13 protein-coding genes are annotated in these 19,866 nt (G+C 67.7%); 5 read left to right on the top strand and 8 right to left on the bottom strand.

The window, feature by feature from the left end; all coding sequences use genetic code 11:
• The first annotated feature begins 50 nt into the window (after positions 1–50).
• Positions 51–3,920, top strand: coding sequence for a serine/threonine-protein kinase (locus DB30_RS11225; protein WP_052548398.1), 3,870 nt, complete (start codon positions 51–53; stop codon positions 3,918–3,920).
• A gap of 17 nt (positions 3,921–3,937) precedes the next feature.
• Entirely contained in the window at positions 3,938–4,555 is a 618-nt protein-coding gene (locus tag DB30_RS11220) for a hypothetical protein (RefSeq protein WP_146658510.1), read from the top strand.
• 52 nt (positions 4,556–4,607) lie between these two features.
• Here the strand turns inward: DB30_RS11220 and DB30_RS11215 are convergent, their stop codons facing one another.
• Together DB30_RS11215 and DB30_RS11210 are read right to left on the bottom strand one after the other, a co-directional pair.
• Positions 4,608–5,474 (bottom strand): ribulose phosphate epimerase, encoded by an 867-nt coding sequence (locus tag DB30_RS11215; RefSeq protein ID WP_240480212.1) that lies wholly within the window; start codon positions 5,472–5,474, stop codon positions 4,608–4,610.
• A 245-nt stretch (positions 5,475–5,719) separates the two neighbouring features.
• Positions 5,720–6,616 (bottom strand): ribulose phosphate epimerase, encoded by an 897-nt coding sequence (locus tag DB30_RS11210; RefSeq protein WP_240480211.1) that lies wholly within the window; start codon positions 6,614–6,616, stop codon positions 5,720–5,722.
• Between the two features lie 647 nt (positions 6,617–7,263).
• Between DB30_RS11210 and DB30_RS11205 the strand changes: the two genes are divergently transcribed.
• From DB30_RS11205 to DB30_RS11195, 3 genes are all read left to right on the top strand, one after another.
• Positions 7,264–8,520, top strand: a complete 1,257-nt coding sequence (locus DB30_RS11205) for a hypothetical protein (RefSeq protein ID WP_146658508.1) — start codon at positions 7,264–7,266, stop codon at positions 8,518–8,520.
• Between the two features lie 73 nt (positions 8,521–8,593).
• Positions 8,594–10,999, top strand: a complete 2,406-nt coding sequence (locus DB30_RS11200) for a penicillin-binding protein 1A (protein ID WP_052548392.1) — start codon at positions 8,594–8,596, stop codon at positions 10,997–10,999.
• A gap of 15 nt (positions 11,000–11,014) precedes the next feature.
• Positions 11,015–11,365: a hypothetical protein gene (locus DB30_RS11195; RefSeq protein WP_052548391.1), complete on the top strand. Its 351-nt coding sequence runs from the start codon at positions 11,015–11,017 to the stop codon at positions 11,363–11,365.
• Between the two features lie 340 nt (positions 11,366–11,705).
• Here the strand turns inward: DB30_RS11195 and DB30_RS11190 are convergent, their stop codons facing one another.
• From DB30_RS11190 to DB30_RS11165, 6 genes are all read right to left on the bottom strand, one after another.
• Entirely contained in the window at positions 11,706–12,614 is a 909-nt protein-coding gene (locus DB30_RS11190) for a hypothetical protein (RefSeq protein ID WP_146658506.1), read from the bottom strand.
• A 144-nt stretch (positions 12,615–12,758) separates the two neighbouring features.
• Entirely contained in the window at positions 12,759–13,253 is a 495-nt protein-coding gene (locus DB30_RS11185; protein ID WP_052548389.1) for an EVE domain-containing protein, read from the bottom strand.
• A complete protein-coding gene (locus DB30_RS11180) occupies positions 13,240–15,123 on the bottom strand; it encodes a hypothetical protein (protein ID WP_052548388.1) in 1,884 nt (627 codons plus the stop codon). The genes DB30_RS11185 and DB30_RS11180 overlap by 14 nt, the downstream gene beginning before the upstream one ends.
• A 180-nt stretch (positions 15,124–15,303) precedes the next feature.
• Positions 15,304–16,077 (bottom strand): hypothetical protein, encoded by a 774-nt coding sequence (locus tag DB30_RS11175; RefSeq protein WP_052548387.1) that lies wholly within the window; start codon positions 16,075–16,077, stop codon positions 15,304–15,306.
• 132 nt (positions 16,078–16,209) lie between these two features.
• Positions 16,210–18,996, bottom strand: a complete 2,787-nt coding sequence (gene mutS / locus DB30_RS11170; RefSeq protein WP_146658505.1) for a DNA mismatch repair protein MutS — start codon at positions 18,994–18,996, stop codon at positions 16,210–16,212.
• Between the two features lie 70 nt (positions 18,997–19,066).
• The gene (locus tag DB30_RS11165) at positions 19,067–19,819 is read right to left on the bottom strand and encodes an SPOR domain-containing protein (protein ID WP_146658504.1); all 753 of its coding nucleotides are present in this window, start codon (positions 19,817–19,819) and stop codon (positions 19,067–19,069) included.
• Between the last annotated feature and the right edge of the window lie 47 nt (positions 19,820–19,866).

The following is a 19,866-nucleotide window of genomic DNA, read 5'->3' as shown; positions in this document are numbered from 1 at the left end:
CGCGACCGAGTAGCCTCAGGGTACCGCGCTCGCTGCGGTGCCTCCCCAGGATGAACACGCAGGACTCAGCCGGCTCGCTGTTCGATCGCTTCGAGGTGCTTGGTCCGCTGGGCGAGGGCGGGATGGGTACGGTCTCGCTCGCCTACGATCGTCGGCTTCGGGTTCGCGTCGCGCTCAAGACGGTTGGGCAAGTGGCCGGCAAGGCACTGCTGCGCTTCAAGCACGAGTTCCGCTCGGTCAAGGGCCTCGCGCATCCCAACCTGGTCAGCCTTGGTGAGCTGTTCGAGTCGGAGGGGCAGTGGTACCTGTCGATGGAGTACATCGACGGGACCAGCTTTTTGGATCACGTCCGACCGATCCCCGAGAACCATCAGAGCTTCGCGTCCACGGCTCGGCCCACCCAGCTGCGGGGCGCGACCACGGGGACCGGGACCCACACGGGCTCGAGCGCCGATCCGCGACAGCTCAGCGGCGGCAGCATCACGGCGGTCGGTGGGTTCGACGGTGGCGATCCAGACAAGACGGGCGGCAACGGGGCTGATCTGTTCGAGGAAGGCCGGCTGCGTCACTGCTTGCTGCAGCTGGTCGACGCCACCCGCGCGCTCCACGAGTCCGGTCGGGTTCACCGGGATCTCAAGCCTTCCAACGTGCTGGTGACGCCCGCGGGGCGGGTGGTGATCCTCGACTTTGGACTGATCAGCGAATTCGAGGACGAGCGCGCGAAGCAAGAGACCAAGGTGGTCGGGACCCCGGCCTACATGGCGCCCGAGCAAGCGTCGGGCCTGCCGACCGGGCCGCCCGCCGACTGGTACGCCGTCGGCGTGATGTTGTACGAGGCCCTGTGCGGCTGCTGGCCCGTGACCGGGTCCTCGCTGACCATGATGTCGGACAAGCAGCTCGGGGTCACCAAGCACCCGAGCGCGCTGACGGACCAAGCGGTCCCGGAGGATCTCGAGCAGCTGTGCATGGAGCTGCTCGCCGTCGATCCCAGCGCGCGGCCGAGCGGCGACACGATCTTGCAGTGGCTGGGCGCGGGGCCAAAGGCCTGGGGGGGCGTGCGCGACGAGGGGCCGGATGTCTCGGGCATCCGCGAGCTGCCCTGCGTCGGTCGCGAGTTCGAGCTCGCCGAGCTGTCGCGGGCGGTCGCCGCCACGCGCACCAAGCAGGCTCGCCAGATCCTGATCGTGGGCGAGTCGGGGATCGGCAAGTCGGCGCTGGTCCGCGAGGCGGTCAGCCGCTCGGCGGCGCAGGTCAACATGCGCCCGTGGATCCTGCGCGGCCGCTGTCACGAGCACGAGCAGGTCCGGTTCAAGGCCTTCGACACCCTCGTCGATCAGCTCAGCATCGAGCTGCCCGAGCGGTTCGGCCTGGTCGAGATCCGCGAGCTGCTGCCGCGCCAGGCTTGGCTGCTGTGCCGCGCGTTTCCAGTGCTGCAGCGGGTCCGGGCGTTCGCCGAGATGGGCGTGCGGCATGGCTCGTGGCAGCACCGCGGGGCCCTGCAGCGGCAGATGTTCGCGGCGTTCCGCGAGCTGTTTGCCCGGCTGGCCGAGCGCAGCCACCTGGTCCTGGTGATCGAGGATCTCCAGTGGGCCGATCCGGGCAGCTGGTCGCTGCTCTCGGCGCTGACCTCGGGCACCGACGCGCCGCCGCTCGCGGTCCTGGCGACCAGTCGGACCGAGCTGCTCGAGGCTCCGCCCGAGGCCGCGCTGCCGTTCTTGCGCTCCGCCTCGCTCGAGCAGCTCACGCTCGGGCCCCTGACCAGCGCCGACATCACGGTGCTCGCCGAGCTGCACGGGCGACCGGTCGACGGTCAGTCGGCGCTGGCCCACTCGCTCGTCGAGGCCGCCGCCGGCCACCCGTTCTTCCTCGACGTCCTGCTCCGCTCGACCACCGACTTCGCGTCCGCGGATCCGCCATCGCTGGCGGAGTGCCTGTGGACCGAGATCGCCCCGCTGGGCGCGCGTGAGCGGGCGGTGCTCGACGTGCTGGCGATCGCCGAGCGCCCGCTCGAGCCGGCCGACCTCGCCAGCCTGGCCGGGCTCGACGGCGCCGAGCTCAACCGCGCGCTCGATGTCCTGCGGGCCCGCCTGTGGATCCGCTCGACCAGCGGTGCCCACGCCGGCCGCGTCGAGGTCTATCACGATCAGATCCGCCAGACCCTGCTGGCCCACATCGACGCGGATCAAGCCCGCGCGACGCACCTCGCGATCGCGCGGATGCTCGAGGTCCAGGGCGAGGACGTCGAGCGCCTGGTCAGCCACCTGCTCCACGCGGGCGAAGAGGTCGAGGCCGCGGGCTGGGCCGTCGAGGCCGCCGACGTCGCGATGAACGCGATGGCGTTCCAGAACGCCGTGCAGCTGTACAACCTGGCCCTGCGCCACCCGCCCGAGGACAGCGCCGACCGCCAAGAGCTGCTCGTCGCCCGTGCCCACGCGCTGGCGTGGACCGGTCGCGGGATCGAGGCCGCGCACGCCTACCTCGACGCCGTGACCAGCACCGTCTCGATCACCTCGGCGCTCGAGCTGCGGACCAAGGCCGCGATCCACCTGTTGTCGGCGGGTCAGTTCGACACTGGCGTGGATCTGCTGGCCGACCTCGGCCGCGAGCTCAGCCTGCCGATCCCCCGCGGCGAGACCACGACCATGCTTCACCTGCTGCGCGAGCGCACCTTGCTGCGCCTGCGTGGGTTTCGGCCCCGCGCGGGCGGGGTCGAGCTCGAGCTCGGGTTCGAGGAGCGCCTGCGGCTCGAGATCTGCTCGGCCGCGTCGCGGGTGTTCCTGCCCCACGACATGTTCTTGGCCGGCTACTTCACCGCCACCTACGTCCGGCTGGCGCTGCGCAGCCAAGACCCGGACAGGGTCGCGATCGCCCTGAGCCTCGAGGGGGTCACGCGCAGCTACCTCGGTCAAAACAGCAAGGGCGAGCAGCTCATGAACGACGCCGACGCGCTGCTCGACGCGCTCGACGCCCCCGATCCCTTCGCTGTCGCGTGCGTGGCCCTGCAGCGGGGCGTCCACATCGGGCTGGTCGCCGAAGACTGCGAGCAGTACCGGCAGAGCGTGACCGTGGCGCTGCGAAAGCTGCGGCGATCTGGGCGCGCCGATCGAGGCGATGATCTCGGCGTCGCGGTTCGGGCGATCATGACCAGCCTCGCGCTGCTGATGCGCACGATCGCCAGCGCCCGAGCCGGAGACTACCGATCACTCGAGGCCCAGCTGCGCGAGTACCTCGACGACGCCCGCGGCCGGGACGATCGCTCGGCGTTGATCCACGCCTACGTCAGCCCCGACTTCGGCATGGCCCACCTGATCCAGGGCAACCCAGATGCCCTGCTCGCGACCGTCAACGAGGGCCTGGCCCTGCTCGATCCCGAGAGCTTCACGATCGGCCACCTGTCGGCGCTGCTCAGCAAGATCCGCTGCGCGATCTATGAGGGCCAGGGCGAGGAGGCCATGCGGGTGTTCGACGCTGGCCGCGGACGCATGCGCGCGTCGATGACCGTGCGCGCGCCCGATGCCAAGGCCGAGGCTTGCGGCGCCGAGATCTCGGCGCTGCTCGCGGTCCGCGCGGGACGCCCCAACATGTCGCACCGTCCGTTGCTGCGACCGATCAAGTTTCTGCTCTCCTACACCGGCACGTATCACCGCGCCCGCGGCGAGGCCTACCAAGGCGTCATGTTTGCCCAAGATGGCGATCGCGTGCGGGCCCAGGCGGCCCTCGAGACCGCGCTGGCCAGCTTCGTCCGCTGCCGCGCCCTCCCCTACGCCGCCGCCGCGCGCTTGGCCTTGGCCTCACTCACCGACGACCGCGACCGCGCCCAGGATCACCGCACGCAAGGCCTGCGGTTCTTCCTCGACGCCGGGGTCGCCGAGCCCGAGCGCTTCGCCCAGATGTTGATCCCCGGCCTCGGGCTGCCCTGAGTGATAGACTGGTGGCCGTGCTCGACCGGCTAGCATCGCTTCGGGGGCTCCTTGGCCTCGCACTCGCGGGCCTGTGCGCCCTGCCATTGGGCTGCGCGTCTCGAGTTCGGCTCGTCGCCGCCGACGGATCACATCGCTTGCTCGCGCGCGACCCAGGCTCGGGGATCACGGTCGTGCTCACGACAGAGAGCTGGACCGGCGACTCCGCCTACGGCGAAGACCTGACGATCGCCCACATGCTGATCGCCAACATGGGATCCGAGCCGCTGCTGCTGGCCCCCGGCGACTTCGAGCTGCGTGACGATCGAGGCTTCCACTACGTGCTCTACGACGCCGGGGGTGCGTTCCAAGCGATCCCCGACGGCGGCGATCCCAACGCGTACGCGCAGCAACAGCTCGGCTATGATCCGGGTCGCAGCCTGAACTACGAGACCGTGCGCACCGACGACGCCGAGCTGGGTCGAATGGGCCTGCCGTGGGGGGTGTTGATGCCGGGCACGCAGATGCGTGGCTACGTGTATTTCGAAGACGTCCGCGACACCGCGAACCAAGCTGTCTTGGTGTGGCGTCCGCAGACGCCCGACCACCGCCCGCTCGCCGAGTTTGGCTTCGATCTACACGTATCGCGCCAGTGATCCGGCGTCTCTAAGCGCTGCGCGCTCGACTCGGGGCTAGTACCCCGTGGTACTAGGCGCCGGGAAGGATGCACAGGCCAAGGTCTTCGTAGGTGGGCGGCGCAAGGCCCTCCTCGAAGAACGGTGAGCACTCCGTGCCCTCGACCGGGCACTCGGGTGACGCGAGGTCGCAGTAGGCCGTGCAGCAGTTTGACCCCGCGCAGGCCGGCAGCACGTCCCCAGCGGTGCACAGCAGCCCCGGCGCGCAGTCGTTGACGAACCCACAGGGCTCCGACTCCGCGATGTCCCCCGCCGTGAAGATGCAGTTGAAGTCGTTGTTGGCCCAAAAGCAGCCCAGACCCTCGTCGCAAGCTTGCAGCAGCGGATCACAGGTCTCGATGCACAAGGTGATCGAGCCCTCGTTGGCGACCAGGCACGACGTCCCGGGTCCGCAGATCGGGTCGTCCGGGCTTCCGTCGCAAAACGGCGTGCACACGCCCACCGCTTGTCCGTCGACATCCATCACATCCCAGCAGTGCGAGTCGGCGCCGCAGCTGTCGCTCGCGCTCGCGGTCCCCGTATAGGTGCACGAGTCGCCCGGTTGGCCGTCGCCGTCGACCACCACACACTTGTTCGCGTCCCAGTTTCCGCCGGTGCTCCCGTACGGCACGCACTTCTCACCTTCGGGGCAGTCTTGCGCCCATGGGTCGCACTGGGTGTCGTCGATGATGTCGAGCGGCACGAAGTTCGCCCCGGTCTCCTCCTCGCTGGTGCCGTCCGCGTCTCCGATCGAGTCAGCGTCTGCATCGCCGTCGCCGTCGCCGTCACTGGTGTCATCCTCCGCGCCGTCTGCGAGCGGGAGCTGGTTGCGCTCGCCGCCACACGCGAGCAGGCCGATGGTTGCGGTCACAGTGAGCCAGACGTGGATTGATCGAGTCATGAAACTTTAATAGCTAACTTAACTAACTAAGCAAATATAATTACCTAAACTTTCACAGTGCGCTGATATCATTGATCTTTCTAGGATGAGCATTCTAATACGTGTGTAGTTTTGCCGATCTAGACCTCATGAACATCAGGCATCAATCGAGCCGTGCGAGCTCGAGCGGCTCCAATGAAAAAGACCACCCCGCATGCGGGGTGGTCTCATTGGAATCAACCTTCGCGGTGATTCAGCTCAGGCGATCACGCGCCCGGGATGATGCAGACGCCGACGTCCTCGTAGCCGGGAGGGGCCATGCCCGCCTCGAAGAAGTCCGCACACTCGGTGCCCTCCTGCGGACAGGTTGGGTCGCTGAGGCTGCAGAAGCTGCCGCAGCAGGCCGAGCCGTTGCAGTCCGGAAGGACTTCCGCGGTCAAGCAACCGGTGCCGGCGACACAGTCGTTGATGAAGCCGCAGGGCTCACCGAGCGGGATGTCCTGCGTGGTGAAGATGCAGTTGAAGCCGTTGTTGGCCCAGAAGCAGGCGAGACCCGCACCACAATCTTGCAGCAGCGGATCACAGGTCTGGATGCACAGGGTGATCGAGCCCTCGTTGGCGATCAGGCACGACGTACCGGGCGCACAGACCGGATCATCTGGGGTGCCGGTACAGAACTCGGTGCACACGCCGACCGGCTGGCCATCGACGTCCATGACGTCCCAGCAGTGGCTGGTCGCGTCACAGTCATCGGTACCCTCGACGACGCCACCCGAGACGCACGGATCGCCAGGCGAGCCTGAACCCGTGACCGGCACGCACTTGTTGGCGTCCCAGTTCGAGCCGGTGCTGCCGTAGGGCACGCACTTCTCGCCCTCGGGGCAGTCTTGCGCGAAGGGATCGCACTCCGAGATCGACGGCATGTCGGTGTCGACGGGGACGAAGGTCAGGTTGGGGTTGGTCTCCATCCCGTCGTCGCTGCCGGTCTCGGCGTCGCCATCACCATCGCCGGGGTCACCGTCGCCGTCGCCGTTGTTTTCGGCGCTGGCGTTGGTCGCCGTGCTGGCATTGGTGGTGCCGGGTTCATCGTCCTTTGCACAGCCGGCGAGCACCAAGCTCACTGAACCGCACAGCATCATGGAAAGCACAAGTGTTTTCTTCATGTCGTCCCTCGTCTGAAACTTTCTGGGTGTGAAATCTGGGGGGCTGAACTGTCGCAGCGTCGATCTACCCCATGACGCGAATCGGTGCATGGCACGGTATGTCACTGGACTGAACATGCGCACTTTACGCAACCGCTCTGCGTGTCGGGTCCCTGATACCATTACATGCCGAAACCCAAGAACGCAACACAAACTTTTTCTGACAATCCTGTCTTTCTAGACAAAAAATCGTCTTTTCTGCCTACTCAGCGCGAAATTCAGGCTTTGCACCTAACATTATCAACGGAAAGGTATGTGAGGAACGTACCTGAATGACGATGTGGGCAACGCCGAGATCCCGGCTCGGGGAGTCAGTGAAACCCCAAGACTGGGGGGTGTGTCAATTGCCAATTTTTCGGCACCGTCCGTCAGCCACGCCCCGGCAGCGAGTCGTGCTCGTCCGCTCCGTCCGCTGCGCTGTTGCCGGAACTTCGTGTCCCAAGACAGATCGACTGGCCGAGATCCGCGCTTCTTGGGTTTTTCCCCGCATAATCGGCGATTTCCACCACTTTCTTGCGTTGACACTCGAACGGCCTTGTCTCTATCCTGCGCCTCGTCGTACGGGCTCAAAACGAGCCCGTCACCAGCATCGTCAGAGGGAGCCGGTCTTGAGCGCACCGAAGAAAGGTAAGGACCTCAGCGCACTGAAGGCGCGTCTAGCCAAGAAGGCTGCGGCCGCGGGGGAACCCGAGAGCCCAGCCGCCAGCACGCCAGATGTGCCGTCGCCAGGTGAGGTCAGGGCCGAAGTACCGGCACCTGGTGAGGTCAAACGGCCAGCCGCCGATATTCCGGCGCCAGGCCAGGTCAGCAAACCGGCCGACATTCCGGCCCCCGGCGAGGTCAAGAAGCCCGCCGACATCCCAGCCCCCGGTGAAGTGCTGCAGGCGCAGCAGCCCGAGCCGCAACCGGCCCAGGTCGCCCAAGCGCCCGCCCCACCCCGGGGTGACATCGCCAGCGATCCCATGTCCGGCGGCGTCGCCTTCGATCCCAACGCTGGGATCATCGACGACGTCGGCGAGATCAAGTCTCGCGGTGGCGCAGGCCTGGCGATCTTCGCTGGTGCAGTCGGCATCGTCGTTGGGCTCGGCCTCGGCTGGATGGGTCACCGCGCCGTCGACTCGCGCTCGCGCGTGGCATCGGCCAAGAAGAAGGCCGAGGCCATCCAAAAGAAGGTCACCGAGATCGAAGAGACGCGGTCTCGTATCGCGCTCAAGATCGGCGAGGCGCAAGACGCCCTCGAGGCCAAGGAAGGCGAGAAGGCCGTGGCCGCGCTGACCGAGCTCGAGCCGACCTACGCCGAGCTGGCCGATCTGTTCGGCTGGCAGATGGGCTCGATGCACCCCGACGTGATCAAGTCGATCTTCTCGTTGGCAGAAGCCAACAACAACCTGCAGCTCGACGTCGGCATCCTCAAGGGTTGGATCGGCGCAAACGAGGCGATCCTCTCGGGGCGCGCCGCGGGCCCGTCGGCCTTCGTGGTCATCGCCAGTCCGCAAGGCGGATCGGTCCTCGCAGAGTACGTCTCGGCGATCTGTGACGAGATCCCCGAGGAGCTGCCCGAGGGCTTCGACCCCAGCACGCTCAAGAAGTGTGAGGGCGACGCGATCCTCTCCGCCCGGGCCTTCATGGTCCGCATGGAGATCGGTGGCGACGTTCAGTTCGTCCCGCAAGGCATGTTCCTCGCGCCCGCCGGGCAGATGTACAGCTACGCGATCGGTGCCAACCCCGACGCGAACGCGAAGGCCTACTTCGACATCCGCATGGGCAAGCTCAAAGACACCATGGACGCCATGGTCAAGCTCAAGGATGACGCCTTGGCCGGCATCGGGAACTACACCGAGAACCCTGTCGTCAGTGGCGACTAGCACTCCGGTTTCCCCTCGGGTTTGGGTCACCAACCCCGCGAGAGCTGGCCTGTTTGGCTGGCTCTTTCGCTATGTGGCGGTGCTGATCCTGCTGACGCTGCCCGCGCTGGCGCTGGTCGGACGCGGGGCCTACCGCTACTTCGCTGAGGACTTGCCGCAGCTGGACTCGGTCTCCGCGTATCGCGAGCAGGCGCCTGGGGTCACCCGGATCTACGCGGCCGACGGCACCTTGCTCGCCGAGCTCGCCCGCGAGCACCGCTCGTACGCGCCGCTCGAGGACATCCCTTCACCGTTGATCGCGGCGTTCCTGTCAGCCGAGGATCGCCGGTTCTACGAGCACGGCGGCCTCGACTTTCGCGGGCTCGCGCGCGCGACCAAGGCCAACATCGTCTCGGGCACGATCGTCCAGGGCGGCTCCACGATCACCCAGCAGGTCGCCAAGAGCTTCTTGGCGGACCAAGAGCGCACGCTCGAGCGCAAGGTTCGAGAGGCGATCTTGTCGGTGCGGATGGAGTCGCGCGTCGGCAAGGCGCCGATCCTCGAGATCTACCTCAACAAGATCTTCTTGGGTCATGGGGCCTATGGCGTGCGCGCTGCGGCGAGTCGCTATTTCGACAAGCAGCTCGATGAGCTGACCCTCGCCGAGTCGGCCCTGATCGCCGGGCTCGCCCAGGCGCCCAGCCGCTGGTCCCCCGTCAGCAACCCCGATCTGGCCTTGCGTCGGCGCAACGAGGTGCTGTTCGACATGGTCGAGGCCGGCTACCTCGACGCGGACCAGGCCAAGCAAGCCAGCGAAGAGCCGATCGTGCTGGCGACGCTGCGCGATCCATTTCGCTGGCGCGCGCCCTTCTACGCCGAGCACGTCCGCCAGCTCGTCGGCGAGCAGCTCGGCGAAGAGGCGGTGCTCAGCGATGGCCTGGTGATCGAGACCGGCGTCAACCTGACGCTGCAGGCCGCCGCCGATCAAACCGTCGACGCCGCCGCGCGCAAGCTCGATCGCCGACACGGGTGGCGCGGACCGGCGGCGCACCTGAGCAGGGACAACGCCCGCGCCCGCCTTCACGAGCGCATGCTCAGCGAGTACGGCCAGCAACCATTCTCGCGGCCCGATCGGTGGCTGCTCGCGCTGGTCACCAACGTCGATCGTCACCTCGCGGTCGTGGATCTGGGCGCGATCGAGGCCGAGCTGCCGCTACGGCTGGCCCACTGGGCTGCCCCCTACGATCGCGCGAGCGGTGAGAACGACCGCACGATCACCGGCCTCGGCCAAGCGCTCGAGATCGGCGACGTGATCTGGGTGCGGCCGCACCTCGACGGCGAAGGCATCCCCCAGCAAGGCGAAGAGTCGGGCCGGGCCGTCGTCGAGCTTGGCCAGGTCCCCGCCGTCGAAGGCACGCTGTTCACCTACGATCACCAGCGCGGCTACGTCGAGGCCATGGCCGCGGGCGTCGACTACGATCGCTCGCAGTACAATCGCGCGACCCAGGCCTGCCGTTCGCCAGGTTCGGTGTTCAAGGCGTTCTACTACGCGCTCGCGCTCGACGAGGGCTGGCAGGCCGACGACGTGCTCGAGGCCAAGCCATGGGAGCCCGAGCCGGGCGAAGAGTGGAGCCCCCGCAACATCGACAAGACCCTCGACGGCAAGGTCTTGCTGCGCACCGCGCTGATCAAGTCGCTCAACACGCCCTCGATCCGACTGTTCTTGGCGGTGGGGATCCAAGACGTGATCAACTTCGCCCGCAAGCTCGGGTTCACGACCGAGCTGATCGCGGACAAGGGCCTCTCGCTCGGGACCTCGTGCGTGCGGATCGACGAGCTGACCGCCGGCTTCGGCGTGTTCGCGCGTGGCGGCAGCGCCCGCGCGCCCGTGTACCTGCGCCGCGTGATCGACAAGCACGGCCAGCTGCGCATCGATCAGCGCCATCCGATCGACGGCGCGATCGGGATCGGCGATCGCATCGATCGGATGGCCGCGCTCGCCAGCGATCCACCCAAGCAGCTGCTGGACCCGCGCACGAATTTCTTGATCAGCCGGCTGCTGCGCGAGGTCGTGACCTCCGGGACCTCGACCCGGGCGACCACGATCGGCGCGCCCTCGGCCGGCAAGAGCGGCACCGCCTCGGGTCGCTACAAGCGCGACGGACGCTGGGACGATCTGACCACGGACACATGGTTCGTTGGCTACACCTCGCAGCACGCCACCGCCGCGTGGATGGGCTTTGACGACCGCAACGAGCGCTCACTCGGTGACGAAGACGCGAGCTACACCACGGCGATCCCAATGTGGACCGAGTTCATGAAGATCGTCGTCGACGGGCGTACCCTCGACAGGGTCCCCGCTTCGGTCCCCGAGGGGATCGGCCAAGTCATCGTCGACGCGACCCACGGCGGCCCCCCAGTCGCCGGCATGCCTCAGGCAACGATCTACTATCGCCGAGACCTTCGCCACGCGGACACGCCCGCGGCTCCCCTGCCCTGACCCCCCGATCCTCCCATGCTTGGAATTCTGGCTGACAATACGAGCGCCCTCATCGTCTTGGCGCTGGTGTTCGTCCTGTTGATCGGCAGCGCCCTCGCGTTCGACACCGAGTTCGCCCAAGCCCAGCTGCGCCGCCACCTCTGGTACCGACGCTTCGAATTGCTGCCCCCCGCCGAGCTGAGGTTCCGGGGCATGGTCGCGCTTGGCGTGGGCCTGTGCACCTTCGCCGCGCTCTTGACCCTCGAGCTCCTGGCGCCGGGCGCAGGCCCCTGGCCAGCCCTGGCCCTCGGCATCCTGGCCGTCGTCACCGTCACCCTTGGCGCCGCGCTACTCGAGCGCGCCGCCCACCGAGACGGCTGGCGCTAGCCGACTCGAGAGGAAGCGCCCCCACTGTGTGGCGCAGCCAAGTCGCCACGCAGACGAAAGCGCCCACCCGTCAGCGCAGCCAAGTCGCCACGCAGACGAAAGCGCCCACCGGTCAGCGCAGCCAACCCTCCACGCGGACGGAAGCGCCCACCGGTCAGCGCAGCCAACCCATCCATCCAGAGCCAACCGCCACGCAGTCGGGGACCGGAAACTCCCGAGCACCAACGCCCAGAAGGAGCCCCCTCCTAGGGGGCCACACATGCCCCCGCATACAGCTAGCCCGTTGGGAGCGAGCGAAGCGAGTGACCGCGAAGTGCGAAAGCGGATGTGGGGGTCTAACCTAAATGTCGAGGTCGCCGCGGATCTTTTTGCACTTCTCCGGGTCCTCGATCATGTTGCCCTCGGCGTCGTAGCAGATGTCGCTGCCACCAAGCACGTCGGAGACGTCATCGGTGAAGTCGCTGCTCTCGAGGCCGGTTGGCAATCGCGCGCCGTATTCGTCCTCGGACTCGCCCTGAACAATCGAGACCACGAACGCGCCGTGCACGGCGGTCATGTCGAACGCGCGGACGCGATCGCCGTCAGTCGTGTTCCACTGCACGTAGTCGATCAGCTTGATCTGGGTTTCCTCGTCGAACTCCGCCTTGGCTTCTGGGCTGGAGCCGAACCAAGTCTTGAACTTCTCGTCCAGGATCTGCTGGTAGGTCAGGCCTGGCCACGCCTGGGTGCCGTAGGCGTAGACGATCTTGTAGAGGTCACCGCCCTTGAAGAAGTAGAACTTCTTCAGGGTTGGCGACTTGATCCAGATCATCTCTTCGTTGTCGTTGTCCTTGAACTCGTGACCGATCAGCGAGACGCCCCAGCGATGGTGGGCGGCGGTCTCGAAGCGCACGTGGTTCTTGGTGATCTCACCGATCGCCTCGCGCTTCCACTCGCGGTTCTTGTCCTGCTGCATCGGGTCCTTGGTCTTGGCCTGCAGCTCGGCGTACTCGTCCTCGATGTCCTTCTCGAGCTGCGCCATGACCGTCTTGATGTCCATGCCCCAGCGGAACCGACCGATGATCGCGCGCGCGCCCCGGGCCGCGGTGACCTCGGGCTGGGGGTCGACCATGCTGCACTCGCGGGCCTTGCCCTTGCCGGTGCACTTTTCGACGGGCTTTTGGACCGGCGGAAGCTCGGGACGGGCGCCGTAGCTCTCGTTGAGGGCCGACTCCTCGTCCTCGGTGTCATACGACTCGCGGGCACCCACGAGCGTTTCTTCGTTGCCGACATCAGGGGCCTGCGTGTTACCGCCGCGTTCGCAGCCGGTTTGAACGCTGACACCTACCAAGAGGACGAGAGTTGCACAGATCGAACGCTTCATGCCTGGCTCCGGGGCCGGAACGTACCACACTCAGCGGACCCGGGTGTTTGCCTGGCCCAGTTGCAAGACCCGAGCGAAGTGAGCTTTGTCGACGGGCTGAATTGACAGCCGCTGGCCCCGGCGGACCACCAACATGCCCGCCAGCGGCCCATTGGCCTCGGCTTTGAGCGTATCGAGGCTGACCAGCTCGGGCAGCTTCTCGACGAAGGCCACGTCAACCATCCACCAACGCGGATCGTCGGGATCGCTCTTCGGGTCGTAGTAGTTGGAGTCGGGGTCGAAGGCGTGATGATCGGGGTACGCCTCCGCAGCGATCCTGGCGACGCCCGCGACACCCGGCGGCTTCGCGTTGGAGTGATAAAACAAGACCAGATCGCCGACGGCCATGTCGTCGCGCATGAAGTTGCGAGCCTGGTAGCTGCGGACGCCCTCCCACTCACCTTGCCCCGCGCGCTCGAGATCGTCGATCGAGTACACGTCCGGCTCGGTCTTCATCAACCAGTAGCGTCGTTTACGGCGAGGCATCGGCGGTCCAGGGCCACGGAACCGCCAGCGTCCAAGGCCCGCGGTACATTCGCTCGATCGACAAGATCACGCCCTGCCCGTCCATCACGTAGTCCGTCGGCATCGCGTCGCCGGGCATCGTGGGGATGAAGAAGGGCATGTAGATGTCCTCGTCGTCGATGAAGTCGTTGGCGTCGCCGAGCTCGGGCGCGGCCACGCCCCACAGGCCGAAGCTCGCGCCGTCGAGCGCCCAGCGGTTGGCGAAGCCGTCTTGCTTGGGATCGAAGGAACCCAGCATGATCGGCTCGCCACGGCCAAGGTCCCAGCCTTCGCGGCCGAGCCACGCCAGGTCCTCGAGCTGCGGCCACATCAGCGCGCAGTCGGGCCAAAACCAGATGGTCTGGCTGCCCTCTGGAGTTGGCATCGTGTAGATCTCGTGGTCGACGTTGGCCAGGGTCAGGGTCGGAAACACGTCGCCGGTCGCGGGCGGCATCGGATCGTCGACCTCGCGCTGCGCGATGACCAGCACGGTGCTGGACACGGGCTCCCCCACGCTCGGCACCTTGGGATCGTAGACGCGCACGATCAGGCGGGTGTTGGGCTCGTCGTCCGCGAGGACCCGCGCGCGCAGCTCGACGGGGATGTCGACGTCGATGACTTCCCAAGCCTCGAGCTCGCCGCTCCACACGGGCCGCCGATCGAACCAGAGCTCGGCCCGCAGCGCGATCGGACCGGGGTTGCGCATCCGCCAGCGGACCGGGCCCTCGGGCTGCACGTAGACGCCACGCGGCACGTCGAGCTCGAGCACGTCGCCGGCCGGATCGAGCGCCCACCGCTCCACCCACAGCCAATCCGAGGTCAGCACCTCGCCCTCGTGGAGGACGCCGTGGAGCATGTTGCCAGCCCGCTCGTGACCCAACATGGCCGCGGGCCCAAACCCGAACAGTCGCGGCTCGCCGTCGGACGAGGCCGCCGCGAAGTCCCACGCGAACACCCCGCTGAGCGTCACGGCGATCGCCAGGTCGCCCGCGAGCAAGCCGGTGGTGACGACCGCGGGTGGCTCGAGCGTGTGCTCGAGCGTGAGCGCGTGATCCTCTACGCTGACCAGCGCCATCCCGCCCGAGCCCAGACCCACGGCGACCCGAGCTCCGCCTTCGGCGTCAGCGCTGAGGCCCAGCGCGGGTCCGGTGAGCGCAAGCCGATCGAGCTCGGTCCACGTGGTGGGATCGAGCAGACGCAGCTGCGCACCGTGCCCGTCTGGATCCGCAAACAAGGTGACAACTTCGCCGCCGACACCCACGCTGACCCGCGCGTTGCCAACGATCCCCGTGTCGCTCAACTGCGAGAGCAGGCCTTCAGAGCCGATCTGGGCGGTCCAGATGCCATCGTCGAATTGCTGGATCAACAGCTGATCACCCACGACCGCCAGATCGCGAATCGCGACCTTCTCGAGGTCAAAGGCGCCGCGCCAGGTCACCACCCCGGGGGTCGAGATGTCGTAGACCTCGACCACTGGACCGTCCGTGCCCATGGGTGAGTCGGATCCGCAGTAGAGCGTGTCCGACTTGGCGTGCACCGCCACCGACGTGCAACGCCGCAGGGTCGACGGCAACGAGCCCGCGTCGGTCAGCGTCACGCCGCCGTCGTCTTCGAGCCGCATCGCGGCGACGCCAAGGCTGCTGTTGGCGACGTAGACGTGCCCCTCGTGGACGATCAGCTCGACCAAGTGATCGTCGAAGTCTGCATAGTCGCCACCGCGCAGCACGATCCCCGGCCTGAGCTCGGTGACGGGGATCGGCTCGGGCTCGGGCTCGGGCTCGGGCGCCGGCCCACACCCCGCGAGGGCGCTCAGCAAGAGCGCGGCGGCGGAGCAAGTGCGGGTGCGGGTCATGCCAGCACGATTCTAATACGACGGGCCGAAAGGCCCAACACGAGACAGCGCCGGCCCCTCCTGAGTTGGGGTCGGCGCTGCTGGACGCGGTGCGTCACGCTCCGTCAGTTGACCCGAAGGTCTTCGCTGAGACGCCCGCGAGCGGAGCGTCCTAGCTCACTGGGTAGCTCACTGGGTAGCTCACTCGAACGTGCACAGGCCGCGCATTTGGCCTTCGCCGTCGGGGCTACCCTGCGGCTGGCAGGTCGCGCCGCACTGGCACTGGTGACCGCCAAGGAACTCCGAGTTCACGTAGCAGCGAGCGACGCAGAAGTTGTCGTCCTGGCCGACGAGGTAGCAGGTGCCCTGGGCCGAAGTCTGCTTGTGACCGGGGCAGTAGTCCGCGAGCCCAGAACAAGCCGGCGCACAGAACCCACCCGGGATACCCAGCGGGCTGCTGAATGGCGTCTGGGCGATCGGATCACCCTGCGGGCCGATGTAGTCCGAACAGCTTCCGTCCACGATCGGTCCGTAGGGCTCGTCGGGGTTGAGATCCTCGATCGGGCAGACATTCTCGTGACACTGGCTCTCCGTGGGATTGGAGGCCAGGGCCTTCTCCACTTCCGCGCCGCAGGTGTCGTAGCACTTCTGGGCCGCTTCACTGGTGCCGCACCAGCACGAACCCTCCGCGCCGTATTGCGCCTCGACGGTCTCTGCTTGGCCGGGGACCAACGCACCGATGCAGCGGACGAACTGCTCGCAGATCGCCGGCTGCGGGAAGCACTCGCCCCCCGTCGGGTCGCCGTCGCCATCACCACTGGTATCGCCATCGCCAGTGTCGCCGTCGCCGTCGCCGTCACCAGTGGTCGCGTCCGCCTGCGTGTCGCTTCCATCATCGCCGCCGTCACAAGCAGCGAAGCTCAGGGTCAGCGCGAGTCCAACGAACGTGGTCGTAATTAAGGGGAACTTTCGCATTTGTCTCTCCGGGTCGCGGCGGCAATCTAACACGCCTAACGGATGGTCCAGATATGTTTTTTTCAATTGCCGCGGGCGGTTGCGCCAAACCACGGGTGCCGCGCGGCGGAGCTCGGCACCCAGGCGACCTCGTCACTCGGGGCCGCGCATGCGATCGCACAGTCGATAGAGCAGCGCGTGGGCGTCACGGGGTGTGAGCCGATCGGGATCGCAGTCCTCGATCTCCGCGAGCACGTCAGCGGCCGCGAGCGAGCGCGGGTCACCTGCTGGGCCTCGATCTTCGTCTGGCTCACTCGTCTGCGCCGCACGTGGAGCGAAGAGATCTAGTTGGGCGCTGGGGGCAGCACGCTCTTGCGCTTCGAGGCGGTCCAGGATCCGCTGGGCCCGGCGCAGCAACCGAGCCGGCAGCCCCGCCAGACGACCGACCTGGATGCCATAGCTGCGACCCGCGGGACCCGACTCCACCCGGTGCAAGAACACGATCTCACCGCGGTGCTCATGGACGGCGACGTGGACGTTGCGGACCCCGGCGAGCCGGGACTCGAGGCCGCACAGCTCATGGTAGTGGGTCGCAAACATCGCGCGGCACCCAACCTGATCGTGGAGGTGCTCGGTGATCGCCCACGCGAGCGCGAGCCCGTCAAAGGTCGCCGTGCCCCGGCCGATCTCGTCGAGCAGGACCAACGAGCGGGGGCTCGCCTGGGCCACGATCTGCGCCGTCTCCCGCATCTCGACCATGAACGTGCTGTCGCCCCGGCCGAGGTCGTCGGCGGCGCCGACCCGGGTGAACACGCGATCGACCAGCCCGATCCGGGCGGACTTGGCGGGCACGTAGCTGCCGACGTGCGCGAGGATCGTGATCAGGGCGACCTGGCGCATCACCGTGCTCTTGCCACCCATGTTGGGCCCGGTGATCACCCACAGGCGCGCGCTGGGGCCCGCGCCATCCGGTGTGCCCTCGGCGGCCGCTCCGGCGACCAGCTGGGTGTCATTCGGCACGAAGCGCCCGGCCCCGAGCATCCGCTCGACCACCGGGTGCCGGCCCTCACAGATCTCGAGCTCGGCCGCCGCGACCAGCTCGGGCCGAACATAGTCGTGGGCCTCGGCGACCTCGGCGAAGCCTGCGAGCACGTCCAAGCTCGCCAGCGCGTCGCCGAGCGTCACCAGCCGCTCGCCGGCCTCGCTGACGGATCGGCGCAGCGCCGTGAACAGCTCGAGCTCGCGCTCGAGCGCGATGCTCTGCGCCCCCAACACCTTGGCCTCGAGCCCGGCGAGCTCCTCGGTGACGTAGCGCTCGGCGTTGACCAGGGTCTGCTTGCGCACCCAGCCGCTGGGGACCTTCTTGATGTGGGCCCGCGGCACCTCGAGGAAGTAGCCGAACACGTTGTTGTGCTTGACCTTGAGGCTGGTGATGCCGGTCGACTCGCGCTCGCGCGCCTCGATCGCCGCGAGCGCATCCCGGCCGCCCGCGGCCAGCTCGCGCTGCTCGGCCAACACAGGATCCGCGCTCGACCGGATCATCCCGCCGTCCCGCACGACCGAGGGCGGATCGTCGACGAGGGTGGTCTCGAGCTGGGCGCACACGTCCGCCAAGCGATCTTCGCCGAGCTCGAGGATCGCCGGCAGCAGCTTGTCCGTCCGGCGCGAGCCCAGCTCCGCGAGCAGCGTCGCCAAGCTCGGGACCGCCTGCAGGCTCGCGCGCAGGGCCCCCAGCTCGCGCGGGCTGATCGTCCCCAAGCGCGCGCGCGCAGCCAGCCGGACCACGTCGCGCACGTCTTTGAGGCGCGACTGCAGCTCGGCGCGCAGCCGCGACTCGCCGAGCAGCGCGGCGATCCCTTGCTGCCGCGCCACGATCGCCCCGATGTCCAGCAGCGGCGCGCCGATCCACGCCCGCAGCAGTCGCGCGCCCATGGAGGTCTGGGTTCGATCGCAGGCCCACACCAGCGAGCCGCGACGCTGGCCATCGCGCGCGGTCCTGTAGATCTCGAGGTTGCGCAGCGAGGTCTCGTCGAGGATCAGGTGACGGCTGGGCTCGTGCCGGCGCAGCCGGTGCAGCAACAGGGTCTGGCCGGGCTGGGTGGCCTCGGCGTAGGACAGCGCCGTCGCGGCCGCGTCGGCCTCGATCTCGGTCAGCGCGAGCCCGGTCCCCCCTTCTTCATACAGATGCCGCACCCGCGCGATCAACCTGCGTGGCTCGACGGCGCCGTCGAGCGATTCGCGGGTCGCGAGCGGTGGACAGTCGGGTCCAAGCTCGGCCCGCAACCACGCGTGGGTGGCCGGCGGCGCCAAGATCTCGCGGGGGCTCAGGCGCGCGAGCTCGGCCCGCAGATCGTCGAGGCGTTTGCAGCCCATCACCACGAACTCGCTCGACGAGATGTCGAGGGCCGCCAGCGCGACCGCGAGCGGCTCCGCAGCGGCCTTGGTCTTGGTCTTGGTCTTCGCCGCAGCTGGCGGGGCGCTGTCATCATCGAGCAGACTGGCGCCGCGCGGGCCCGGGATCAGCGACACCAAGTAGTTCGGCTCGCCGCCGCGCAGGTGCTCTTCGTCGAGCAGCGCCCCTGGCGTGACCACCCGAACCACCTCGCGCCGGACGATGTTTGGCCCCTTGCGCTTGCGCGCCTCCTCGGGCGACTCCATCTGCTCGACGATCGCAACCTTGAAGCCACGCTCGACCAAGGTCCGCAGGTACCCACCGATCGCGTGGTAGGGCACGCCCGCCATCGGCACCGGATCTTCGGCGTTCTTGTCGCGGCTGGTGACGACGATGTCGAGCACCGGACCCACCGTCACCGCGTCCTCGAAGAACATCTCGTAGAAGTCCCCCATTCGGAACATCACGATGGCGTCGGGATAGCGGCCCTTGATCGCGAGGAACTGCCGCATCACCGGGCTATCTGCGCTGTTGTGTGGGGCCGGCACGGCGCCCGCGTTGTAGCTTAAAAGCCAACGGGCCCCGTAGGGCCCGTCTCACCAGTTGTTTTTTCCGCGCCTACAGGCTGACGACGTAGGCGATGACCTTCTCGGCCTTCTCGAACGCCTGCTTGGCCTCGAGCGCCTCATCCCACGTGTCGAAGGCCCCAAGCCGGACGCGGTGCCAGCTGCGACCCCGCACGTCGTGGCTCTCGATCCGCACTTCGTGTCCGTTGTGGCGCAGCGTCGCGGCGAGCTTGTCGGCGTCTTCTTGCCGGGAGAACGCCTTCATCTGCAGGGTAAAGCGGCGCGGCCCCTCGGGCTCTGCGCTGGTGCTCGCGCTGGCGCTGGCGTCCTTGGGCTGAGCCGCCTCGGGGGTCGCGTGTGCCAAGGCCTGCTGTTGCTCGGCGATCTTGGCGTCGACCTCGTCGCTCTCGGCCCTGCGCTGCTCGGCGCGGGCCGTGGCAGCAGCGGTGGCGCTGGCTTGGTCTGCGGCCTCGGCTCGCTCGGCCCGGACCTCGGTCTCGTCACGCGGGGGCACCGCAGGATCGCGCGTCGGAGGGATCGCCTCCGCGTCGGACTCGGAGAGCCCGCGCTGGAACGCGAAGCGCTCGTCCTCGGGCGTCTCTTCTTCCTCGAGCAGCGCGAGCGAGTCCTGCCCGCCGATCGCGGCGACCTCTTGGCCCGGCTCCCACTGGATCCGACGGCCGGTCATGACCCCGAGGGCGAACACGAAGCACCCGATCACGGACAGGCCAAAGAACAGGAAGAAGATCTGGCGGTTGTCGAGCGACAGCTCGACCTTGTCCTTCCATTTGTGCATTTCACGCATGTCGTCGCTCCTCATCGTTTCATGGGGCCCTCTACGAGCCCCGAGAG

This window comes from Enhygromyxa salina, from assembly GCF_000737335.2.
Lineage (GTDB): Bacteria > Myxococcota_A > Polyangia > Nannocystales > Nannocystaceae > Plesiocystis > Plesiocystis salina_C.
Note: the sequence above shows the minus strand (reverse complement) of the source record. Positions and strands in the feature narration are given on the sequence as shown.

Coding starts and splice junctions, on each gene's coding strand:
- DB30_RS11195 (WP_052548391.1), top strand. CDS start 11,015: ATGCTTGGAATTCTGGCTGACAATACGAGCGCCCTCATCGTCTTGGCG.
- DB30_RS11185 (WP_052548389.1), bottom strand. CDS start 13,253: ATGCCTCGCCGTAAACGACGCTACTGGTTGATGAAGACCGAGCCGGAC.
- DB30_RS11225 (WP_052548398.1), top strand. CDS start 51: ATGAACACGCAGGACTCAGCCGGCTCGCTGTTCGATCGCTTCGAGGTG.
- DB30_RS11175 (WP_052548387.1), bottom strand. CDS start 16,077: ATGCGAAAGTTCCCCTTAATTACGACCACGTTCGTTGGACTCGCGCTG.
- DB30_RS11165 (WP_146658504.1), bottom strand. CDS start 19,819: ATGCGTGAAATGCACAAATGGAAGGACAAGGTCGAGCTGTCGCTCGAC.
- DB30_RS11210 (WP_240480211.1), bottom strand. CDS start 6,616: ATGAAGAAAACACTTGTGCTTTCCATGATGCTGTGCGGTTCAGTGAGC.
- DB30_RS11180 (WP_052548388.1), bottom strand. CDS start 15,123: ATGACCCGCACCCGCACTTGCTCCGCCGCCGCGCTCTTGCTGAGCGCC.
- DB30_RS11215 (WP_240480212.1), bottom strand. CDS start 5,474: ATGACTCGATCAATCCACGTCTGGCTCACTGTGACCGCAACCATCGGC.